Consider the following 19,291-nt stretch of genomic DNA (forward strand, 5'->3'; position numbering starts at 1 on the left):
GTGCCCGTTCTGCGTCTACCGCTTCTCCCTGCCGCGGCAGGTAAACAGCATTGGGGCAACCTGCCCGGTGCCGCCCTGAGCCTGGCCATTGCCGAGGCCGCCAGCGCTGCCAAGCGCTTCACCCTGCTACTGACCGCCGACAGCCAAAGTGCTGAGAGGCTAGAACAGGAGCTGAGTTTCTTCGCCCCGGATTTGCCGGTGCTGCATTTCCCCGACTGGGAAACGCTGCCCTACGATCTTTTTTCCCCGCACCAGGACATCATCTCCCAGCGCATCGCCAGCCTCTATCGCTTGCCCGAGCTGAGCCATGGCGTGCTGGTGGTGCCGATCACCACGGCCCTGCATCGCCTGGCACCGACCACATTCCTGCTGGGCAGCAGCCTGGTGCTGGATGTCGGCCAGAAGCTCGACGTCGAGCAAATGCGCACCCGCCTGGAAGCCACCGGTTATCGCTACGTCGATACCGTGTACGAACATGGCGAATTCACCGTGCGCGGGTCGCTGATCGACCTGTTCCCGATGGGCAGCAAACTGCCCTACCGCATCGACCTGTTCGATGACGAAATCGAGACCCTGCGCACTTTCGATCCGGAAAACCAGCGCTCCATCGACAAGGTCGAATCGGTCAAGCTGCTGCCGGCTCGCGAATTCCCCTTGCAAAAAGACGCAGTCACCCGCTTCAAGGCGCGCTTTCGTGAGCGCTTCGATGTTGACTTCCGGCGCTGCCCGATCTTTCAGGACCTGAGCAGCGGGATCACCCCAGCCGGTATCGAGTACTACCTGCCGCTGTTCTTCGACGAAACCTCGACCCTGTTCGACTACCTGCCCCAGGACACCCAGGTGTTTTCCCTGCCGGGCATCGAACAGGCCGCGGAGAATTTCTGGAACGATGTGCGCAATCGCTACGAAGAGCGCCGCGTCGATCCATCCCGACCTTTATTGCCGCCTGCCGAACTGTTCCTGCCGGTGGAAGACTGTTTCGCCCGCCTGAAAAACTGGCCGCGCGTGGTGGCCAGCCAGCAGGACGTCGAAACCGGGGTCGGCCGCGAGCGCTTCCCGGCCCAGGCGCTGCCTAACCTGGCGATCGAAGCCAAGGCCAACCAGCCGCTGGAAGCCCTGGCCGGCTTCCTCGACCAGTTCCCCGGCCGCGTGCTGTTTACCGCCGAATCGGCGGGGCGCCGCGAGGTCCTGCTGGAGTTGCTGGAACGCCTGAAGTTGCGCCCGAAAACCGTCGACAGCTGGCCGGACTTCGTTGCGGGCAAAGAACGCCTGGCGATCACCATCGCCCCGCTCGACGAAGGCCTGATGCTGGATGACCCAGCCCTGGCCCTGATTGCCGAAAGCCCGCTGTTCGGTCAGCGGGTGATGCAGCGTCGGCGCCGGGAGAAACGCGCCGACGGCAACAACGACGCGGTGATCAAGAACCTCACCGAGCTGCGTGAAGGCGCGCCGGTGGTGCACATCGACCACGGGGTCGGCCGCTACCTGGGCCTTGCGACCCTGGAAATCGAAAACCAGGCCGCCGAATTCCTCACCCTTGAATACGCCGAGGGCGCCAAGCTGTATGTGCCGGTGGCCAACCTGCACCTGATCGCCCGCTACACCGGCAGCGACGACGCCCTGGCACCGCTGCACCGCCTGGGTTCCGAAACCTGGCAGAAAGCCAAGCGCAAAGCCGCCGAACAGGTGCGTGACGTCGCCGCCGAACTGCTCGACATCTATGCCCGCCGCGCAGCCCGCGAAGGTTATGCCTTCGCCGACCCGAAAGCCGACTACGCCACCTTCAGCGCCGGCTTCCCGTTCGAAGAAACTCCGGACCAGCAAACCACCATCGACGCCGTCCGCGCCGACATGCTCGCCCCCAAGCCGATGGATCGCCTGGTCTGCGGCGATGTCGGCTTCGGCAAGACCGAAGTGGCCATGCGCGCGGCCTTCATTGCCGTGCACGGCGGTCGCCAGGTGGCAATCCTGGTGCCGACCACCCTGCTCGCCCAACAGCACTACAACAGCTTCCGCGACCGCTTCGCCGACTGGCCAGTGACGGTGGAAGTGATGAGCCGCTTCAAGTCGGCCAAGGAAGTCAACGCGGCAGTGGCCGACCTGGCCGAGGGCAAGATCGACATCGTCATCGGCACCCACAAGCTGCTGCAGGACGACGTCAAAATCAAAAACCTCGGGCTGGTGATCATCGACGAAGAGCACCGCTTTGGCGTACGGCAGAAAGAACAACTCAAGGCCCTGCGCAGCGAAGTCGACATCCTGACCCTGACCGCCACGCCGATTCCGCGCACGCTGAACATGGCAGTCTCGGGCATGCGCGACCTGTCGATTATCGCCACGCCTCCGGCGCGGCGGCTGTCGGTACGCACCTTCGTCATGGAGCAGAACAAGAGCACGGTCAAAGAGGCCTTGCTCCGTGAACTGCTGCGGGGCGGCCAGGTGTACTACCTGCACAACGACGTGAAGACCATCGAGAAATGCGCCGCCGACCTCGCCGAACTGGTGCCGGAAGCACGGATCGGCATTGGCCACGGACAGATGCGTGAACGTGAACTCGAACAGGTGATGAGCGACTTCTACCACAAGCGGTTCAACGTGCTGATTGCCTCGACCATCATCGAGACCGGCATCGACGTGCCGAGCGCCAACACCATCATCATCGAACGGGCCGACAAATTCGGCCTGGCGCAGTTACACCAGTTGCGCGGCCGCGTCGGACGCAGTCACCACCAGGCTTACGCCTACCTGCTGACACCGCCACGCCAGCAGATCACCACGGACGCGGAAAAGCGCCTGGAAGCCATCGCCAACACCCAGGACCTCGGCGCTGGTTTCGTGCTGGCCACCAACGACCTGGAAATCCGTGGCGCCGGCGAACTGCTGGGCGACGGCCAGAGCGGGCAGATCCAGGCCGTCGGCTTCACCCTGTACATGGAAATGCTCGAACGGGCCGTGAAGTCGATTCGCAAGGGTGAGCAACCGAACCTCGACCAGCCCCTGGGCGGCGGTCCGGAGGTCAACTTGCGGGTGCCAGCCCTGATCCCCGAGGACTACCTGCCGGACGTGCACGCGCGCCTGATCCTGTACAAACGCATTGCTTCGGCCACCGACGAGGAAGGCCTCAAGGACCTGCAAGTGGAGATGATCGACCGCTTCGGCCTGCTCCCGGAGCCGACCAAGAACCTGGTGCGCATCACCGCGCTGAAACTGCAGGCCGAACAACTGGGCATCAAGAAAATCGATGGCGGCCCCCAGGGTGGCCGTATCGAATTCGACTCGCAAACGCCGGTCGACCCGCTGACCCTGATCAAGTTGATCCAGAGCCAGCCCAAACGCTACAAATTCGAAGGCGCCACGATGTTCAAGTTCCAGGTGCCGATGGAGCGCCCGGAAGAGCGCTTCAACACTGTAGAGGCGCTGCTTGAGCGCCTCATCCCGAAAACTGCTTGAAGGACGCCCCATGCGCCTGTTTCGCTCACTGACTCTGTTGCTCACGCTGGTCGCCCCGACGGCGTTTGCCGACAGCCTGTACCAGGTAGAAATGATCCTGGTTCGCCAGAACGCCGTACCCGCCATCGTCAGCCAAGCCGCGCCGGAAGACTGGGCCGCCGGGGCTCAGCCGATCAGCGCCGAGAGCCTGCGCACCCCTGCCCTCAATGGCGAAGTGGAAAAGCTCAGCGCCAGTGCCGACTACAGCGTACTGCTGCACAAGACCTGGCAGCAGAACCTCGGCGAAACGTCGAGCAAAGTGGCAATCAGCGACGGTGAAGAGCAGTACGGGCACTTTCCGATCGAGGGCACGCTGGATCTCAAGCTGGGTCGGTTTACCGACGTCAATGCCAACTTCTGGGTCAATACATTCGACAGCGACGGACTGGTCAGCGCCAGCGAACGCCTGCAGCAGCAAAGCCACACCAAAAATGGCCTGCTGAATTTTCTCGACAACGGCCACTTGGGCCTGCTGATCAAGATCACCTCGCTGACGGCACCTGCCCCGCAACAAGCCCCTGATGTCGTACCGGACTGATTGAAGTCCCTATGTCCCCGAGCCTGAGCAAACCCCTGGCCCCTTCCTGGGTCAGTCGATTCAAGGAACAGAGCCTGGAGCGCGGCCGCCGTTACGCCCTGGAGAACCGCGTCAGGATCGTCGAAGCCGGCGACAGTACCCTCACCGCCAGTTGCGAAGGCTCTGGCGGCAATGTCTACCGCCAGACCATCACCCTGCGCGAGTCTGCCAAAAACACCTTGCTGTTGGTGGAAGCGACCTGCAGTTGCCCGGTGCGGGTCAACTGCAAGCATTGCGCCGCCGTGCTGCTCAAGGTCCAGGACACCCTGGAGTACCCGGCCGCCGCCAAGGACGCCCTGCTCCTGAAAAAACTCCAGGCCGTGCTGGAAAACCGCTCACCCGCGCCCTTGCCACAACAGGTGCTGGACAATGTGCAACCACTGCCACGCCTGTGGCTGGCCAGCGTCGAATTCAGCGCCTTCGAACCACGCAATGGCAAGATGCAGCGCTACATCCAGCACCGTGCAGCCCTGTCGTTCAGCTACCTGGACGAGTACGTCAGCGGGCAGAAAAACAGCGACGTGCTGATCCGCCAGGAACACCAGACCCTGCGCATCAAACGCCAGACGGACGTGGAAAAGCGTTACCGCGAGCAGTTGCGCATCCTCGGTTTCAAGATCGCGACCCGACAAAGCAAGGCCCTGCCGGAAAGTGCCGGCGAGCTCTATGAGATGGTCAATGACAGCGCCTGGCTGACCTTCACCCTCAATGAGCTGCCCAAGCTGCGCAGCCAGGGCTGGGAACTGCAGATCGATGAGGACTTCGGTTTTGACCTGACCACCGTCGATGACTGGTATGCCACGGTCGATGAAGCACCGGAGCGCGACTGGTTCGACCTCGAACTGGGGATCATCGTCAACGGCGAGCGCCTGAGCCTGCTGCCGATCCTGCTCAACCTGATGCGCTCGCACACCGAGATCCTCAACCCGGAACGCCTGGCCCGGCGCCGTGACGACGAGTTGATCCTGGTGAACATCCCCCATCGACCCAACTCCGAGCAGGGCCCACTGCAAGTGGCACTGCCGTTCGGCCGCTTGAAGCCGGTTTTGGCGACCCTGGGCGAGTTCTACCTGCAGGAACCCGGCGAGACCAGCCTGCGCCTGAGCAACGCCGATGCCACGCGCCTCAACCCGCTGGAAGACCTGCCACTGCTCTGGGAAGGCGGCGAGCACATCCGCTCCTTCGCCCAGCGCCTGCGGGACATCAAGGACTACAGCGCCGAGCCCCCGGCCGGTCTCAACGCGACGCTGCGCCCCTACCAACTGGAAGGCCTGAGCTGGATGCAATCGCTGAGGCAGCTGGAAGTCGGCGGGATCCTGGCGGACGACATGGGACTGGGCAAGACCCTGCAGACCCTGGCCCACGTACTGACCGAGAAAAACGCCGGCCGTCTCGACCGGCCGTGCATGGTGGTGATGCCCACCAGCCTGATTCCCAACTGGCTCGACGAAGCCGCGCACTTCGCACCCCAGCTCAAGGTCCTGGCACTGTATGGCGCTGCGCGCAAAAAACACTTCGAACACCTGGCCGACTACGACCTGATCCTCACCACCTATGCGCTGCTGCCCAAGGATGTCGAGCGCCTGGCCCGGCAACCCCTGCACATCCTGGTGCTCGACGAAGCGCAATACATCAAGAACCCCACCAGCAAGGCGGCGCAAGCGGCTCGCGAACTGAATGCCCGGCAGCGACTGTGCCTCAGCGGTACGCCCCTGGAAAACCACCTGGGTGAGCTGTGGTCACTGTTCCACTTCCTGCTGCCCGGCTGGCTGGGAGATGTCAAAAGCTTCAACCGCGACTACCGCGTGCCGATTGAAAAGCACGCCAGCGACGTCCGCCTGCAGCACCTCAACGGCCGGATCAAACCCTTCCTGCTGCGCCGCACCAAGGAACAGGTGGCCACCGAGCTGCCGCCGAAAACCGAAATCATCCACTGGGTCGATCTCAATGAGGCCCAGCGCGACGTTTACGAAACCATGCGCCTGGCCATGGACAAGAAAGTCCGCGACGAAATCACCCGCAAAGGCGTGGCCCGCAGCCAGATCATCATTCTCGAGGCACTGCTCAAGTTGCGCCAGGTGTGCTGCGATCTGCGCCTGGTCAATGAAGCCGCCCTGCCCACCCGCGGCAGCACCTCGGGCAAGCTCGACAGCCTGATGGAAATGCTCGAGGAACTGTTCGAGGAAGGCCGCAAGATCCTGCTGTTTTCCCAGTTCACCTCAATGCTTTCGCTGATCGAGCAGGAGCTGGAAAAACGCGGCATCGCCTACGCGCTGCTGACCGGGCAGACCCGGGATCGGCGCAGCCCGGTCAAGGACTTCCAGAGCGGCAAGCGGCAGATCTTTCTGATCAGCCTCAAGGCCGGTGGCGTGGGCCTGAACCTGACGGAAGCCGACACGGTGATTCACTACGACCCCTGGTGGAACCCGGCCACCGAAAACCAGGCCACGGATCGTGCGTACCGGATCGGCCAGGAGAAACCGGTGTTCGTCTATAAGATGATCGCCCGCGGCACGGTCGAGGAGAAAATCCAGCATCTGCAAAAGGAAAAATCCGACCTCGCCGCCGGCGTACTGGATGGCCGCACCACTGGCGACTGGAAGCTGCAGAGCGATGACATTGACGCCCTATTCGCACCGCTGCCGGACAAGTCGAAGGTCTAGCGGAGCCTGACAGATCGACATCGCGAGCACGCCGCAAGCGGGCGCTCGCGATAGGTTCAACTCGGTAAGCGGCACCGAACCCTCAATCGATCAGCTGCGCCTCCCTGAGCGCACCCAAGGCGGTGAGCCAGCGCGGATCCTGGCGATAGTCGGTGCTGGCGAACGCCTGGCCGCGCATCCGTGCGATGCGCGCAGACGGCTTGACCTTCAAGCGTTGCGCCGCCGTCAGCGCCAGCTCGGCCGCTGCACGGTCGTTGCACACCAGACCCATGTCGCAACCGGCGGTCAGCGCCGCCTCGATGCGACTGGCGGCATCACCCACCACGTGGGCACCGGCCATCGACAGGTCGTCACTGAAGATCACCCCGTCAAACTGCAATTCGCCACGCAGGATGTCCTGCAGCCAGCGACGCGAGAAACCTGCGGGCTGCGAGTCGACCTGCGGGTAGATGACATGGGCCGGCATTACCGCCGCCAGTTGCGTGCTCAATCGTGCGAACGGCACCAGGTCATGGGCGCGGATCTGCTCCAGGCTGCGCTCATCATTCGGGATCGCCACGTGAGAGTCCGCCTCAGCCCAGCCATGCCCCGGAAAGTGCTTGCCGGTAGCGGCCATGCCAGCCTGGTTCATGCCGCGCATAAATGCCCCGGCGAGCAACGCGGCGCGCTCGGGATCACCCTCGAAGGAACGCGTGCCGACCACTGCACTGCGCTGATAATCCAGGTCCAGCACCGGGGCGAAGCTCAGGTCCAGGCCCACGGCCAGCACTTCGGTGGCCATGATCCAGCCACACTGCTCGGCCAGGTACTCGGCGTTCGGGTTATCGGCAATCGCCCGCATCGCCGGCAGCCGTACAAACCCCTGGCGCAGACGCTGCACCCGGCCACCCTCCTGGTCCACCGCCAGCAACAGGTCGGGACGCACGGCGCGGATCGATGCGCTCAACTCGCGCACCTGGCGCGGATGCTCGATGTTGCGCGCAAAAATAATCAGGCCGCCCACCTCGGGCTGACGCAACAGTTGGCGATCTTCAGCCGTCAGCCAGGTACCGGCGACGTCCACCATCAACGAGCCTTGCAGGCCAGCAGTCATAGAAATTCCTTGATATCGAAATGCGCGCGCGGCGCGCCTTGAAAGTCCCCGGCCCGGCGCAGGCACGCCACTTCGCCGCCACGGGCAATGCCCGGCAAAAGGGGCTCGGTCAGGGAAAGTGGGGGCAGGGTTGAAACGGCGGTCGGCATGGGCGGCTAGCTTAGCGGATGTCCGCTGCCGCGCCCAGCCATACACGGCTAAACCTTGGCGGGCGCCGGCACCGACTTGCTGCGCGGGCGCAGTTGCGCGGCCGCCATGCTGGCGTCTGTGACGCCGGTTTCGGCGCGCATACCAGCGGCCAGGAACGGCACCATCAGGCGCATCACCTGTTCGATCGAGGTATTGACTCCGAAATCGGTCTCGGCAATCGCACGCAGCGCCTTGATCCCGGACATGCTGAACGCCGCTGCCCCCAGCATGAAGTGCACGCGCCAGAACAGCTCGATAGGCGGGATGCGCGGAGCGGCTTCGTTGACCAGCGTCATGTAGCGGCGGAACACCTTGCCGTACATGTCTTCCAGATAACGCCGCAAGTGGCCCTGGCTCTGACTGAAGGCCAGTCCGAGCAAGCGCATGAAGATCGACAGGTCATTGCCGCTGCGTGGCTGTACCACCAGGGCTTGCTCGACGAGAATTTCCAGCAGCTCTTCCAGGCTCGGCTTGTTGTCCGGCTTGGCGGAACGCCGCTCCAGCTCACGATCGAGACTGATGCAGAACGGCCCGAGAAAACGCGAGAAGACGGCCTGGATCAAGGCCTTCTTGGAGCCGAAATGATAGTTCACTGCAGCCAGGTTGACCCCAGCCTTGCTGGTGATCAGCCGCAATGAAGTTTCGGCAAAACCTTTTTCCGCGAACAACTGCTCGGCAGCATCGAGAATGCGTTCTACGGTTTCCGACTGGGCCATGGCTACTCCGCCTGACAAACACTTGTTTGAAACATACGTTTCAGCCTGTGGGTTGTCAAGTCTGCACGTTCGTTTTGGGAACGGTCAGTCAGCTATTTAACCATACAAGCCGCTGGCTGTAGCCAGTCCTACAACGCAGTCGCCAACGAACTGTCAGTCGACCGTCCGGCGGTCACCCCAAAAAGGAGGATTGCCAAGATCAGTCCACTGTATATAATCCCAGTCACTGTATAAAAAGACAGAGCGATCGAGATGCTAAAACTGACGCCACGCCAAGCTGAGATTCTGGCTTTTATCAAACGTTGCCTCGAAGACAACGGTTATCCGCCCACCCGTGCGGAAATCGCTTTGGAGCTCGGCTTCAAATCGCCCAATGCGGCGGAAGAACACCTCAAGGCCCTGGCCCGCAAGGGCGCTATCGAAATGACGCCCGGTGCGTCGCGCGGCATTCGTATCCCAGGCTTCGAGGCCAAGGCCGACGAATCTACCCTGCCGATCATTGGCCGGGTCGCCGCCGGTGCGCCGATCCTCGCCCAGCAGCACATCGAAGAATCCTGCAACATCAACCCGGCCTTCTTTCATCCGCGTGCCGACTACCTGTTGCGCGTGCACGGCATGAGCATGAAGGACGTCGGGATTTTCGACGGCGACCTGCTGGCCGTCCACACCACTCGCGAGGCCCGCAACGGCCAGATTGTCGTCGCGCGCATTGGTGATGAAGTGACTGTCAAACGCTTCAAGCGTGATGGCAGCAAGGTCTGGTTGATTGCCGAAAACCCCGAGTTCGCCCCGATCGAAGTGAACCTGAAAGATCAGGACCTGGTGATCGAAGGCTTGAGTGTCGGCGTCATTCGCCGATAAAGGAGGCGTTATGCAGTTCCCACACACACCACAGCCCGCACAATTGCCGTTGTTCGAAGCGTTCATGGCCCAGCCACTGGCGCCGATCCTCAAAGACGTGGTCGAAGCGCCCTGGAGCGCCGAACCCGAAGCGTTCAGCGAGCTGTCTCTACGTGGTGCGGCCGGGAACTGCCTGAGCCTCCTGGCGCCGATCCTCAGGGAGCTGAGCCAGGAGCAGGACGCCCGCTGGCTGACCCTGATTGCTCCTCCAGCCAGCCTGACCCAGACCTGGTTGCGCGATGCTGGCCTGAACCGCGAGCGCATCCTCCTGCTGCATCCGCGTGGCACACAAAGCGCCCAGCAGCTGGCCTGCGAAGCCTTGCGCCTGGGTCGCAGCCACACCGTTGTCAGCTGGCTGAACCCGCTGAACAACAGCGCACGGCAACAGTTGATCGGCGCCGCACGTATCGGCGATGCACAAAGTCTGAATATTCGATTGGGCTAAGTGACAGCCAGGGCGCACGCGTTAGACGCAGGGCTTCTCCAGGGCAGAGAAGCCAATCTGTAAAGAAGATCTGTAAGGATGCTTATGGAAAAAGCCGACAGGCGGAATCAATGCAGAATCCGCGGCCCCTCTTCCTTTTCAAAATCGCCTTCAACCAGGCGCCCAGCCATCTGCACACCCACGCTCAACATCGCCTTGGCGACTTCAACGTGCTGGCCTTGCAGGAACGCCTTGGCATCTTCCGAGAAGTCCAGCGTCACCAGGGAACCCTCGTCCTCAGCCCTGCGCAGTTCAATTCGGCCGTCTGGCAGTTCGACAATTTCTAGAAAGGACGTTGGCATAAAGGTCTGTTCTCCACGAAAGGCGGGGATTATATAGGCATCGGTGACGCTTCGCTCAGGATCTTGACCGACAGCATGTAACCGAAACCAGCGTTTGAGATCCTCCCTGATCCGTGGCTGCTCAGCTTCCTACGGGATGTTTCAGCACTCGTTCAAGCCTTCACGGAAACGCAGCGCCAGGCTCTTGAGGTTCTGCCGCCAGCTTTCCAGCTCCTCCCTGCTCAATTCCTCTTCAGGCTCTTCATCGAGGCTTACCGCCACGATCAGCGGCTGCGTCACGTCACCCTTGGGCTTGTGCGGTGCTCGCGGCGGCTGAAACAGCGCAGTATGGGCCGCCAGCAGCTTGGCCAGCCAAGTTTCACGGTTGCGCGCCAGCTCGACCATCTCTGCCAGCTCTGGAATGGCGAGGGTCTCCAGCACCTCGGGGGTCAGGAGCATCTCCGCCCGAGGCGCATTGGCCTGCGGTAAGCGGTAGAACCCGGCAATCTCATGGCACAGGCCCAGCAATGCACCATACAGGTGAAACAGCGCTGACTCGCGCCCAGCCTGGATCAGCGCCGGGGAGTTCATCGCCCGCCCGTCTTCCGCACGGGCCAGGGCCTCTAGCGACAGGCCGGCAAAATAGATTTTCTGGTTGGTACGGGTATAGAGCTCAAAGGCCATGACGGCAGTCTCCACAACGAAATAGGACGCGTGATGCTGGCCTGACAGTGTCATGGATCAGACAAGTCATCCGCAAGTCCAAAACAAAGGCCGCATGCCCACCCAAGGGTAGGCATGCGGCCTGTTTGTAGCGCGCTGCCGGCTTACTTGGCTACGCGCTTGTCTTCAACCACCCATTTGCCGCCGTCGTAGAAGGCCTTCCAACCGGTTGGCTTGCCCTCGACTTCGGTCTGCACGTACTGCTCCTTGGTCTTGCGGCTGTAGCGAATCACGGCTGGCAGGCCATCCGGATCCTTCTTCGGCGCTTCACACAGGAAGTGGTACTTGGGATCGATCTCGTCCTTGTGGGGCACGATCTCGATCACCAATGGGGCACGGGTCTCGCGGTTTTTCGGGAACTGGCTGGCCGCCAGGAACAGGCCGGAAGCACCGTCACGCAGGATGTAGGTGTCGTTGACCTTCTCGCACTTGAGCTCGGGCATCTTCACCGGGTCCATCTTCGGTGGCGCCGCGTCACCGCTTTTCAGCAGTTTGCGGGTGTTCTTGCAGGTAGCGTTGGTGCAACCAAAGAACTTGCCGAAACGGCCGGTCTTGAGCTGCATTTCGCTGCCACACTTATCGCACTCCAGGCTCGGGCCTTCGTAACCCTTGATCCGGTAGCTGCCCTGCTCGATCTCGTAGCCATCGCAATCGGGGTTGTTCCCGCAGATGTGCAGCTTGCGCTTCTCATCCAGCAGGTACGCATCCATCGCGGTGCTGCAGATTGGGCAACGGTGCTTGCCGCGCAGCACCAGAGACTCCGACTCACCCTCGTCGTCCGCGGCGATTTCATCGCCAGGCACCAGGTTGACGGTGGCCTTGCAGCGCTCTTTCGGCGGCAGGCTGTAGCCCGAGCAACCGAGGAACACGCCGGTCGATGCGGTACGGATCTGCATCGGGCGACCGCAGGTCACGCACGGGATGTCGGTCATTACCGGCTGGTTGGCCCGCATGCCGTGTTCCGGGCTCTCGGCCACTTCGAGCTTTTTCTTGAAGTCGCCGTAGAACTCGTCCAGCACGTTTTTCCAGTCACGTTCGCCCTGGGCAACGTCGTCGAGGTTCTCTTCCATGCCGGCGGTAAAGCCGTAGTCCATGAGGTTGGAGAAGCTCTCGGACAAACGCTCGGTGACAATGTCACCCATTTTTTCCGAATAGAACCGACGGTTGTGCAAAGCCACGTAGCCGCGGTCCTGGATGGTCGAAATGATTGCCGCATAGGTCGATGGACGACCGATGCCGCGCTTTTCCATTTCCTTGACCAGGCTCGCTTCCGAGTAGCGCGCCGGCGGCTTGGTGAAGTGCTGGCTCGGATCAAGCTTGATCAGCTTCAACGCATCGCCCTGGGCCATGTCCGGCAGCACGTCGTCGTCGCCCGGCTTGGCCATCTGCGGCATCACGCGGGTATAGCCGTCGAACTTCAGGATACGGCCCTTGGCACGCAGCTCGAAGCCACTGGCAGCGACGCTGACGGTGGTCGACAGGTATTGGGCCGGCAGCATCTGGCACGCGACGAATTGGCGCCAGATCAGCTCGTAGAGACGCTCAGCGTCACGTTCCATGCCCGACAGCTTGCTTGGATCGGTATTCACGTCAGAAGGACGAATCGCTTCGTGAGCCTCCTGGGCGCCTTCCTTGCTGCTGTAGACATTCGGGGTTTCCGGCAGGTACTTGCCGCCGAACTCGCCTTCAATGTAAGTGCGCGCCATCGCCACGGCATCGGCCGAGAGGTTGGTCGAGTCGGTACGCATATAAGTGATGTAGCCGGCTTCGTACAGACGCTGGGCCATCATCATGGTTTTCTTCACACCGAAGCCCAGGCGGTTACTGGCAGCCTGTTGCAGGGTGGAGGTGATGAACGGGGCCGACGGCTTGCTGCTGGTCGGCTTGTCTTCACGCTTGGCGATGGTGTAGCTGGACGACTTGAGCTTTTCCAGGGCCGCCATGGCCTGGGCTTCGTTGAGCGGCTTGAAGGCTTCGCCGTTTTCACGGGCCACTTCAAAACGCACGTTGGCGCCCTTGGCGGTGCCGAGGTCAGCGTGGACTTCCCAGTACTCTTGCGGGTTGAATGCACGAATCTCGCGCTCACGCTCCACCACCAGCTTCACGGCAACCGACTGTACACGGCCAGCCGACAGGCCACGGGCGATCTTCGACCACAGCAGCGGCGAGACCATGTAGCCCACTACGCGGTCGAGGAAACGCCGCGCCTGTTGGGCGTTGACCCGGTCGATGTCCAGCTCGCCGGGCTGGGAGAAGGCTTCCTGGATCGCCTTCTTGGTGATTTCGTTGAACACCACGCGCTTGTAGCGGCTGTCATCCCCACCGATGGCTTCGCGCAGGTGCCAGGCAATGGCTTCCCCTTCGCGATCCAAGTCCGTTGCGAGATAGATGGTGTCGGCGTCCTTGGCGAGCCGACGCAGTTCTTCGATGACCTTTTCCTTGCCCGGGAGGATCTCGTACTTGGCTTTCCAGCCGTGGTCGGGATCGACACCCATGCGCGCAACCAGTTGCTTGCGCGCCTTTTCCTTAGGCGACAGCGCCGGCACTTCACCAGCCGCTGCCTTGCCGCGCTTGGCGGCTGGCTCTTTGCTGGCGCTAGCCGAACCGCTGGTGGGCAGGTCTCGGATATGGCCGATACTCGACTTCACCACGTATTGGTTGCCCAGATACTTGTTGATGGTCTTGGCCTTAGCCGGGGATTCCACAATGACCAGCGATTTGCCCATGGATCAGAAAATTCCTGAATTCGAGAAGTGAAAGGCGGTTGGCGCCTGACGCGGCACCGCTATATATAGTGGCAACAAGGAGAGGTCAAGCGCAGGGTTCCGCGCGACTTGCGCTTATGGCCGGGAAAAAAGGCTGGGTTCGGCCTGCACCAAAGCAAAGCGCGGGACCTGCTCGCCGTCAACTTCGACCGACTCCAGAAACATGCTCAAAGGGCGCACCCAAAAGCCGTAATCGCCATACAGGGCTTGGTAGAAGACCACTTCTTCTTCGGTTTCAGAGTGCCGTGCAACGTTAAAAACACGGTACTGCGGACCTTTGTAATGCTGGTAGAGCCCGGGTTGGATCGGCATGCTCTGGGCCTCGTTCAAATACGTCGAAATAAAAAACAAAAAAACCTTCAGAAAAACAAAAACCGGGGCACTTGGCCCCGGCTTCCGTCAACGCAACGCTTAAACGCGTTCGAAGACGGTGGCAATGCCCTGGCCGAGGCCAATGCACATGGTCGATACACCGAAAGTGCCGCCATTCTGCTTCATGACATTGAGCAGGGTGCCGGAGATACGTGCACCGGAGCAACCGAATGGGTGACCCAGGGCGATCGCGCCGCCGTGCAGGTTAACCTTCTCGTTCATCTTGTCGAGCACTTTCAGATCTTTCAGCACCGGCAGGGCCTGTGCAGCGAAAGCTTCGTTGAGTTCGAAGAAGTCGATGTCGGAGATGCTCAGACCCGCGCGCTTCAGTGCTTTTTGTGTCGCCGGTACTGGACCATAGCCCATGATCGCCGGATCCACACCCGCCACCGCCATCGAACGGATCACCGCCATTGGCTGGATACCCAGGTCCTGGGCACGCTGCGCCGACATCACGATCATGCACGAAGCACCATCGGTGATCTGCGACGAAGTACCGGCTGTCACGGTGCCGCCCTTGGGATTGAACGCTGGCTTCAAGGCCGCCAGGCTTTCCAGGGTGGTTTCCGGACGAATGGTTTCGTCGTAGTCGAACAGTTTCAGGAAACCGTTCTCGTCGTAACCCTGCATCGGGATGATTTCGTCCTTGAACTTGCCTTCCACGGTCGCCTTGTGGGCGAGTTGGTGGGAACGCACGCCGAAGGCATCCTGCTGCTCACGGGTAATACCGTGCATCTTGCCGAGCATTTCCGCGGTCAGGCCCATCATGCCCGACGCTTTGGCCGCGTACAGCGACATGTGCGGGTTCGGATCGACACCGTGCATCATGCTCACGTGACCCATATGCTCGACGCCGCCGACGACAAAGACGTCACCATTGCCGGTCATGATCGCTTGCGCGGCAGTGTGCAGGGCGCTCATGGACGAGCCACACAGGCGGCTGACGGTCTGGCCGGCAGCGGTGTGTGGGATCTGCGTCATCAGGGACGCCATGCGGGCGATGTTCCAGCCCTGCTCCAGGGTCTGGTTGACGCAGCCCCAGATCACGTCCTCGACTTCGTTCGGGTCGACCTTGACGTTGCGTTCCAGCAGTTTGCTGATCAGGTGCGCCGACATGTCTTCAGCGCGGGTGTTGCGGTGCATGCCGCCCTTGGAGCGGCCCATCGGAGTACGACCGAAGTCGACAATCACGACGTCTCTAGGATTCAAGCTCATAAAATTTCACTCTCGCTCAAAAGTTGGACGCTTAACCGAAGAACCGCTGGCCAGTCTTGGCCATCTCGCGCAGTTTGGCGGTCGGGTGGTACAGCGCGCCCAAATCAGCGTACTGGTCAGCCAGGGCAACGAACTCGGCAACACCGAGCGAATCGATGTAGCGCAGTGCACCGCCACGGAATGGAGGGAAACCAATACCGTAGACCAGGCCCATGTCGGCTTCGGCAGCCGTCTCGACAATGCCGTCCTCCAGGCAACGCACGGTTTCCAGGCACAGCGGGATCATCATCCAGTTGATGATGTCTTCATCTGTGACTTCGCGCTGCTCGTAAACGATTGGCTTGAGCACTTCCAGCACCGACGGGTCGGCCACTTTCTTCTGCTTGCCGCGCTTGTCGGTCTCGTAGGCGTAGAAGCCCTTGCCGTTCTTCTGGCCCAGGCGCTTGGCTTCGTAGAGCACGTCTACGGCCGAACGACGGTCGTCTTTCATGCGGTCCGGGAAGCCTTCAGCCATGACGTCACGCCCGTGGTGACCGGTGTCGATGCCGACTACGTCCATCAGGTACGCCGGGCCCATCGGCCAGCCGAACTTTTCCATGATCTTGTCGATACGCACGAAGTCCACACCGGCGCTGACCAGCTTGGCGAAACCGCCGAAGTACGGGAACAACACGCGGTTGACCAAAAAGCCCGGGCAGTCGTTGACCACGATCGGGTTCTTGCCCATTTTCTTGGCGTAGGCAACGGTGGTGGCCACAGCCAGCTCGCTGGACTTCTCGCCACGAATCACTTCCACCAGCGGCATCATGTGCACCGGGTTGAAGAAGTGCATGCCGACGAAGTTTTCCGGACGCTTGAGGGCCTTGGCCAGCAGGCTGATGGAAATGGTCGAGGTGTTGGACGCGAGGATGGTGTCCTCTTTGACCTGGTCTTCGACTTCAGCCAGCACGGCTTGCTTGACTTTCGGGTTCTCGACCACGGCTTCCACCACCAGGTCGACGTGACCGAAGTCGCCGTAGGACAGGGTAGGACGAATGCCGTTGAGCACTTCAGCCATTTTCGCAGCGGTCATGCGACCTTTATCAACGCGGCCCACCAGCAGCTTGGCGGCTTCCGCCAGGCCCTGCTCGATACCGTGCTCGTTGATGTCTTTCATCAGGATCGGCGTGCCTTTGGACGCCGACTGATAAGCGATACCGCCACCCATGATACCGGCGCCCAATACAGCAGCCTGTTTCACGTCCTTGGCGATTTCGTCGTAGGCCTTGGCTTTTTTCTTCAGTTCCTGATCGTTCAGGAACAGACCGATCAAGCTCTGCGCAGCAGAAGTCTTGGCCAGCTTGACGAAACCGGCGGCTTCGATTTCCAGGGCCTTGTCGCGACCGAAGTTCGCGGCTTTCTGGATGGTCTTGATCGCTTCGACCGGCGCCGGGTAGTTCGGGCCAGCTTGACCGGCGACAAAACCCTTGGCGGTTTCGAACGCCATCATTTGCTCGATGGCGTTGAGCTTGAGCTTTTCCAGCTTCGGCTGACGCTTGGCCTTGTAGTCGAACTCGCCGGAAATGGCGCGTTTGATCAGCTCCAGCGCAGCTTCCTGCAGTTTGTCGGCTTCAACCACCGCATCCACCGCACCGACTTTCAGTGCGTCTTCAGGACGATTTTCCTTGCCGGCGGCAATCCACTCGATGGCGTTGTCGGCACCGATGATGCGCGGCAGGCGCACGGTACCGCCAAAGCCTGGGTAGATGCCCAGCTTGACTTCCGGCAGACCGATCTTGGCCTTGGTGGACATGACGCGGTAATCCGCGGCCAGGCACATTTCCAGACCGCCGCCCAACGCGATGCCGTTGATCGCGGCGACGGTTGGCACGTTGAGGTCTTCGAAATCGCTGAAAATCTTGTTGGCTTCGAGGTTGCCCGCAACCAGCTCGGCATCCGGCAGCTTGAAGTTGTCGACGAATTCGGTGATGTCGGCGCCGACGATAAACACGTCTTTACCGCTGCTGACGATCACGCCCTTGACCGACGCATCTGCCTTGATGGCGTCCACGGCCGAACGCAGTTCGTTCAGGGTTAGACGGTTGAACTTGTTGACGGACTCACCCTTGAGGTCGAACTTCAGTTCGACGATGCCACTTTCAAGAGCCTTAACCGTGATGGCTTTACCTTCGTAAATCATCAACTGATCTCCACGATATGGAAGCTGAACAGTACACGTCGGACGCTGATGTCCTGGCTGGGCATGGACACTACTGTCGATGCTAACGCCATTCCACCAGGCACACCCGCCAACGCGATAGTCGGGATTCTGTAGGAGCGCTCTGACATACAAACGCTCAATTCATACGCCCGTTTGATTTGGGTACGCCACCTTCACGGAATTTCCGACAATTGTCAATCGCCCAAAACACGGGTTGAAACGCGACTTTGCGGTCATTTCCGTAACACGAAGACCAGCAACACGCGGCTGCATGTACTGTCATTCATAGAATCAATATTTAGAATCGTCGCCCTAATCTGCAGCAAGCGCGGCTCGAGCAGCTACGCTGGCAGGGGCGATAGAGGAAAAAATCAGCGCATTGGGCGCAATACCCAGCGTAGGATCAGCACGACAGAAAATTTCCGGCCTGCCTGGCCAACTCCAGCCCGATGCTGATTGTCGGGCTTTTTAACGTCCATCATTAAACACGTTTTGCTCAGGCGAGCGCCTTGAGGGTGGCGTCGATCTGCTGCAACACCTGGGGGTCGCCCTTCTCGCCCCAATACAGGGTGACCATCTGCTTGTCCGCTTCGACCTTGTAGACATTGCCTGGCAACTTTTCGAAATGAATCAGCAAGGCCGGATCTTCGCAAGGTTCCTGCCACTGATTGACCCACAGTCCCGGGGTTTTCTGCCAATAGCTCCAGCACGCCGGCCGGCTGCCACGGCGCGGCCGATGGTACTGCGCACACGGGCTGGGGGGCTCCGGCTGCAGCCAGTGCGGCCACTCCTGCGGCGCCAGTTGCATGGCCAGGCCAATGCGCCGCGCCTCCATGCGCAGGGCCATCCTGCCGCCCTGGCGACGCGACGGGGCGAGCCATGCCAGAGGGCTGAGCATTACCGCAAGGATTGACACCACTATCCAGACCGTCATATCTGTACTCCCGATTTTTGATGGGCGCATTGATCTCTGTCGAAACCAATACGCTTGAAACCAGCCATACTTACCCTTATCGCAATCCTCAGGAGGTGCACCCCATGCCCTACCACCATATTCTGGTCGCCGTCGATCTCACCGAAGAATGCGATCCCGTGATTCACCGCGCCCGCGAGCTGGCGGTGAGCAACAGCGCCAAACTGTCCCTGGTGCACATCGTCGAACCGATGGCGATGGCCTTCGGTGGTGACGTACCGATGGACCTGTCGCAACTGCAACAACAGCAGTTCGACCAGGCCAAGGAGCGCCTCGAGCGCTTGATCCTCAAGTACCCGGAACTGACCAAGGACTGCAGTCACCTGACCTACGGCCAGCCGCGCCAGGAAATCCACCATTTCGCCAAGGAACAGGCTTGCGACCTGATCGTGGTAGGCAGCCATGGCCGTCACGGCCTGGCATTGCTGCTGGGCTCCACCGCCAATGACGTGCTGCACGGCGCACCGTGCGATGTGCTGGCGGTACGCCTGGTCAAAAGCTGACACCCCCCTGTAGGAGCGAGCTTGCTCGCGATGAACCTGAGAGCGCCACGGAGTGTCAGTCTTTCCGTGTCATCGTTGACGACCATCGCGAGCAAACTCGCTCCTACCGGGGTACGATTCGATCCTGCTGCATACAAAAAGCCCGGCA

The 19,291-nt window shown here is 61.1% G+C and carries 16 protein-coding genes and 1 pseudogene; 6 read left to right on the forward strand and 11 right to left on the reverse strand.

Annotation, left to right across the window (positions count from 1 at the left end):
• The 3 genes from mfd to AACY45_RS06505 are packed head-to-tail and all read left to right on the forward strand — an operon-like array spanning nt 1 to nt 6,729.
• Nucleotides 1-3,450 (forward strand): transcription-repair coupling factor, encoded by a 3,450-nt coding sequence (mfd, locus tag AACY45_RS06495; RefSeq protein ID WP_339544694.1) that lies wholly within the window; start codon nt 1-3, stop codon nt 3,448-3,450.
• Nucleotides 3,451-3,460: 10 nt separating this feature from the next.
• Nucleotides 3,461-4,027: a CsiV family protein gene (locus AACY45_RS06500; RefSeq protein WP_339544695.1), complete on the forward strand. Its 567-nt coding sequence runs from the start codon at nt 3,461-3,463 to the stop codon at nt 4,025-4,027.
• Nucleotides 4,028-4,038: 11 nt separating this feature from the next.
• On the forward strand, nt 4,039-6,729 hold the full coding sequence (locus tag AACY45_RS06505) for a DEAD/DEAH box helicase (RefSeq protein WP_339544696.1): 2,691 nt from the start codon (nt 4,039-4,041) through the stop codon (nt 6,727-6,729).
• Nucleotides 6,730-6,811: 82 nt separating this feature from the next.
• Here the strand turns inward: AACY45_RS06505 and nagZ are convergent, their stop codons facing one another.
• Genes nagZ through AACY45_RS06520 form a run of 3 tightly spaced genes read right to left on the reverse strand, consistent with a single transcriptional unit; the run spans nt 6,812 to nt 8,727 of the window.
• Nucleotides 6,812-7,822 (reverse strand): beta-N-acetylhexosaminidase, encoded by a 1,011-nt coding sequence (nagZ, locus tag AACY45_RS06510; protein WP_339544697.1) that lies wholly within the window; start codon nt 7,820-7,822, stop codon nt 6,812-6,814.
• A complete protein-coding gene (locus tag AACY45_RS06515) occupies nt 7,819-7,971 on the reverse strand; it encodes a hypothetical protein (RefSeq protein WP_339544698.1) in 153 nt (50 codons plus the stop codon). The genes nagZ and AACY45_RS06515 overlap by 4 nt, the downstream gene beginning before the upstream one ends.
• A gap of 48 nt (nt 7,972-8,019) precedes the next feature.
• The gene (locus tag AACY45_RS06520) at nt 8,020-8,727 is read right to left on the reverse strand and encodes a TetR/AcrR family transcriptional regulator (protein WP_339544699.1); all 708 of its coding nucleotides are present in this window, start codon (nt 8,725-8,727) and stop codon (nt 8,020-8,022) included.
• Between the two features lie 252 nt (nt 8,728-8,979).
• Here AACY45_RS06520 and lexA point away from each other — a divergent pair, with 252 nt between their 5' ends.
• Nucleotides 8,980-9,588, forward strand: a complete 609-nt coding sequence (lexA, locus tag AACY45_RS06525; protein ID WP_339544700.1) for a transcriptional repressor LexA — start codon at nt 8,980-8,982, stop codon at nt 9,586-9,588.
• Between the two features lie 10 nt (nt 9,589-9,598).
• Entirely contained in the window at nt 9,599-10,072 is a 474-nt protein-coding gene (sulA, locus tag AACY45_RS06530) for an SOS-induced cell division inhibitor SulA (protein WP_339544701.1), read from the forward strand.
• A gap of 107 nt (nt 10,073-10,179) precedes the next feature.
• On the opposite strand, the gene AACY45_RS06535 is transcribed toward sulA, so the two are convergent.
• The 7 genes from AACY45_RS06535 to AACY45_RS06565 all read right to left on the reverse strand — a co-directional run bounded on the left by AACY45_RS06535 (nt 10,180) and on the right by AACY45_RS06565 (nt 18,601).
• The gene (locus AACY45_RS06535; RefSeq protein ID WP_095165324.1) at nt 10,180-10,413 is read right to left on the reverse strand and encodes a hypothetical protein; all 234 of its coding nucleotides are present in this window, start codon (nt 10,411-10,413) and stop codon (nt 10,180-10,182) included.
• 141 nt (nt 10,414-10,554) lie between these two features.
• Nucleotides 10,555-11,076: a DUF6586 family protein gene (locus AACY45_RS06540; RefSeq protein WP_339544702.1), complete on the reverse strand. Its 522-nt coding sequence runs from the start codon at nt 11,074-11,076 to the stop codon at nt 10,555-10,557.
• Nucleotides 11,077-11,219: 143 nt separating this feature from the next.
• On the reverse strand, nt 11,220-13,841 hold the full coding sequence (gene topA, locus AACY45_RS06545) for a type I DNA topoisomerase (RefSeq protein ID WP_339544703.1): 2,622 nt from the start codon (nt 13,839-13,841) through the stop codon (nt 11,220-11,222).
• 114 nt (nt 13,842-13,955) lie between these two features.
• On the reverse strand, nt 13,956-14,192 hold the full coding sequence (locus tag AACY45_RS06550; protein ID WP_095165329.1) for a DUF1653 domain-containing protein: 237 nt from the start codon (nt 14,190-14,192) through the stop codon (nt 13,956-13,958).
• Between the two features lie 99 nt (nt 14,193-14,291).
• Nucleotides 14,292-15,467, reverse strand: coding sequence for an acetyl-CoA C-acyltransferase FadA (fadA, locus tag AACY45_RS06555; RefSeq protein ID WP_025212747.1), 1,176 nt, complete (start codon nt 15,465-15,467; stop codon nt 14,292-14,294).
• Nucleotides 15,468-15,498: 31 nt separating this feature from the next.
• Nucleotides 15,499-17,646 carry a fatty acid oxidation complex subunit alpha FadB gene (gene fadB, locus AACY45_RS06560; protein WP_339544704.1) on the reverse strand — a complete coding sequence of 716 codons (2,148 nt, stop codon included), beginning with the start codon at nt 17,644-17,646 and terminating at the stop codon, nt 15,499-15,501.
• A 517-nt stretch (nt 17,647-18,163) separates the two neighbouring features.
• Entirely contained in the window at nt 18,164-18,601 is a 438-nt protein-coding gene (locus tag AACY45_RS06565; RefSeq protein ID WP_339544705.1) for a hypothetical protein, read from the reverse strand.
• A 104-nt stretch (nt 18,602-18,705) separates the two neighbouring features.
• Here AACY45_RS06565 and AACY45_RS06570 point away from each other — a divergent pair, with 104 nt between their 5' ends.
• Nucleotides 18,706-19,143: a universal stress protein gene (locus AACY45_RS06570; RefSeq protein WP_166591879.1), complete on the forward strand. Its 438-nt coding sequence runs from the start codon at nt 18,706-18,708 to the stop codon at nt 19,141-19,143.
• On the opposite strand, the pseudogene AACY45_RS06575 reads toward AACY45_RS06570, so the two are convergent.
• Nucleotides 19,134-19,229 (reverse strand): annotated as a pseudogene (locus tag AACY45_RS06575) (outer membrane lipoprotein carrier protein LolA); the annotation flags it as partial. The gene AACY45_RS06570 and the pseudogene AACY45_RS06575 sit on opposite strands and share 10 nt — an antisense overlap.
• Between the last annotated feature and the right edge of the window lie 62 nt (nt 19,230-19,291).

Source organism: Pseudomonas sp. RA_35y_Pfl2_P32 (genome assembly GCF_963970735.1).
In the GTDB taxonomy this organism is placed as follows: Bacteria; Pseudomonadota; Gammaproteobacteria; order Pseudomonadales; family Pseudomonadaceae; genus Aquipseudomonas.

Bases quoted from the DNA above. Each gene is read 5' to 3' on its own strand.
- AACY45_RS06500 (WP_339544695.1), top strand. From the start codon at position 3,461: ATGCGCCTGTTTCGCTCACTGACTCTGTTGCTCACGCTGGTCGCCCCG.
- AACY45_RS06505 (WP_339544696.1), top strand. From the start codon at position 4,039: ATGTCCCCGAGCCTGAGCAAACCCCTGGCCCCTTCCTGGGTCAGTCGA.
- nagZ (WP_339544697.1), bottom strand. From the start codon at position 7,822: ATGACTGCTGGCCTGCAAGGCTCGTTGATGGTGGACGTCGCCGGTACC.
- AACY45_RS06515 (WP_339544698.1), bottom strand. From the start codon at position 7,971: ATGCCGACCGCCGTTTCAACCCTGCCCCCACTTTCCCTGACCGAGCCC.
- AACY45_RS06520 (WP_339544699.1), bottom strand. From the start codon at position 8,727: ATGGCCCAGTCGGAAACCGTAGAACGCATTCTCGATGCTGCCGAGCAG.
- lexA (WP_339544700.1), top strand. From the start codon at position 8,980: ATGCTAAAACTGACGCCACGCCAAGCTGAGATTCTGGCTTTTATCAAA.
- sulA (WP_339544701.1), top strand. From the start codon at position 9,599: ATGCAGTTCCCACACACACCACAGCCCGCACAATTGCCGTTGTTCGAA.
- AACY45_RS06535 (WP_095165324.1), bottom strand. From the start codon at position 10,413: ATGCCAACGTCCTTTCTAGAAATTGTCGAACTGCCAGACGGCCGAATT.
- AACY45_RS06540 (WP_339544702.1), bottom strand. From the start codon at position 11,076: ATGGCCTTTGAGCTCTATACCCGTACCAACCAGAAAATCTATTTTGCC.
- topA (WP_339544703.1), bottom strand. From the start codon at position 13,841: ATGGGCAAATCGCTGGTCATTGTGGAATCCCCGGCTAAGGCCAAGACC.
- AACY45_RS06550 (WP_095165329.1), bottom strand. From the start codon at position 14,192: ATGCCGATCCAACCCGGGCTCTACCAGCATTACAAAGGTCCGCAGTAC.
- fadA (WP_025212747.1), bottom strand. From the start codon at position 15,467: ATGAGCTTGAATCCTAGAGACGTCGTGATTGTCGACTTCGGTCGTACT.
- fadB (WP_339544704.1), bottom strand. From the start codon at position 17,646: ATGATTTACGAAGGTAAAGCCATCACGGTTAAGGCTCTTGAAAGTGGC.
- AACY45_RS06565 (WP_339544705.1), bottom strand. From the start codon at position 18,601: ATGACGGTCTGGATAGTGGTGTCAATCCTTGCGGTAATGCTCAGCCCT.
- AACY45_RS06570 (WP_166591879.1), top strand. From the start codon at position 18,706: ATGCCCTACCACCATATTCTGGTCGCCGTCGATCTCACCGAAGAATGC.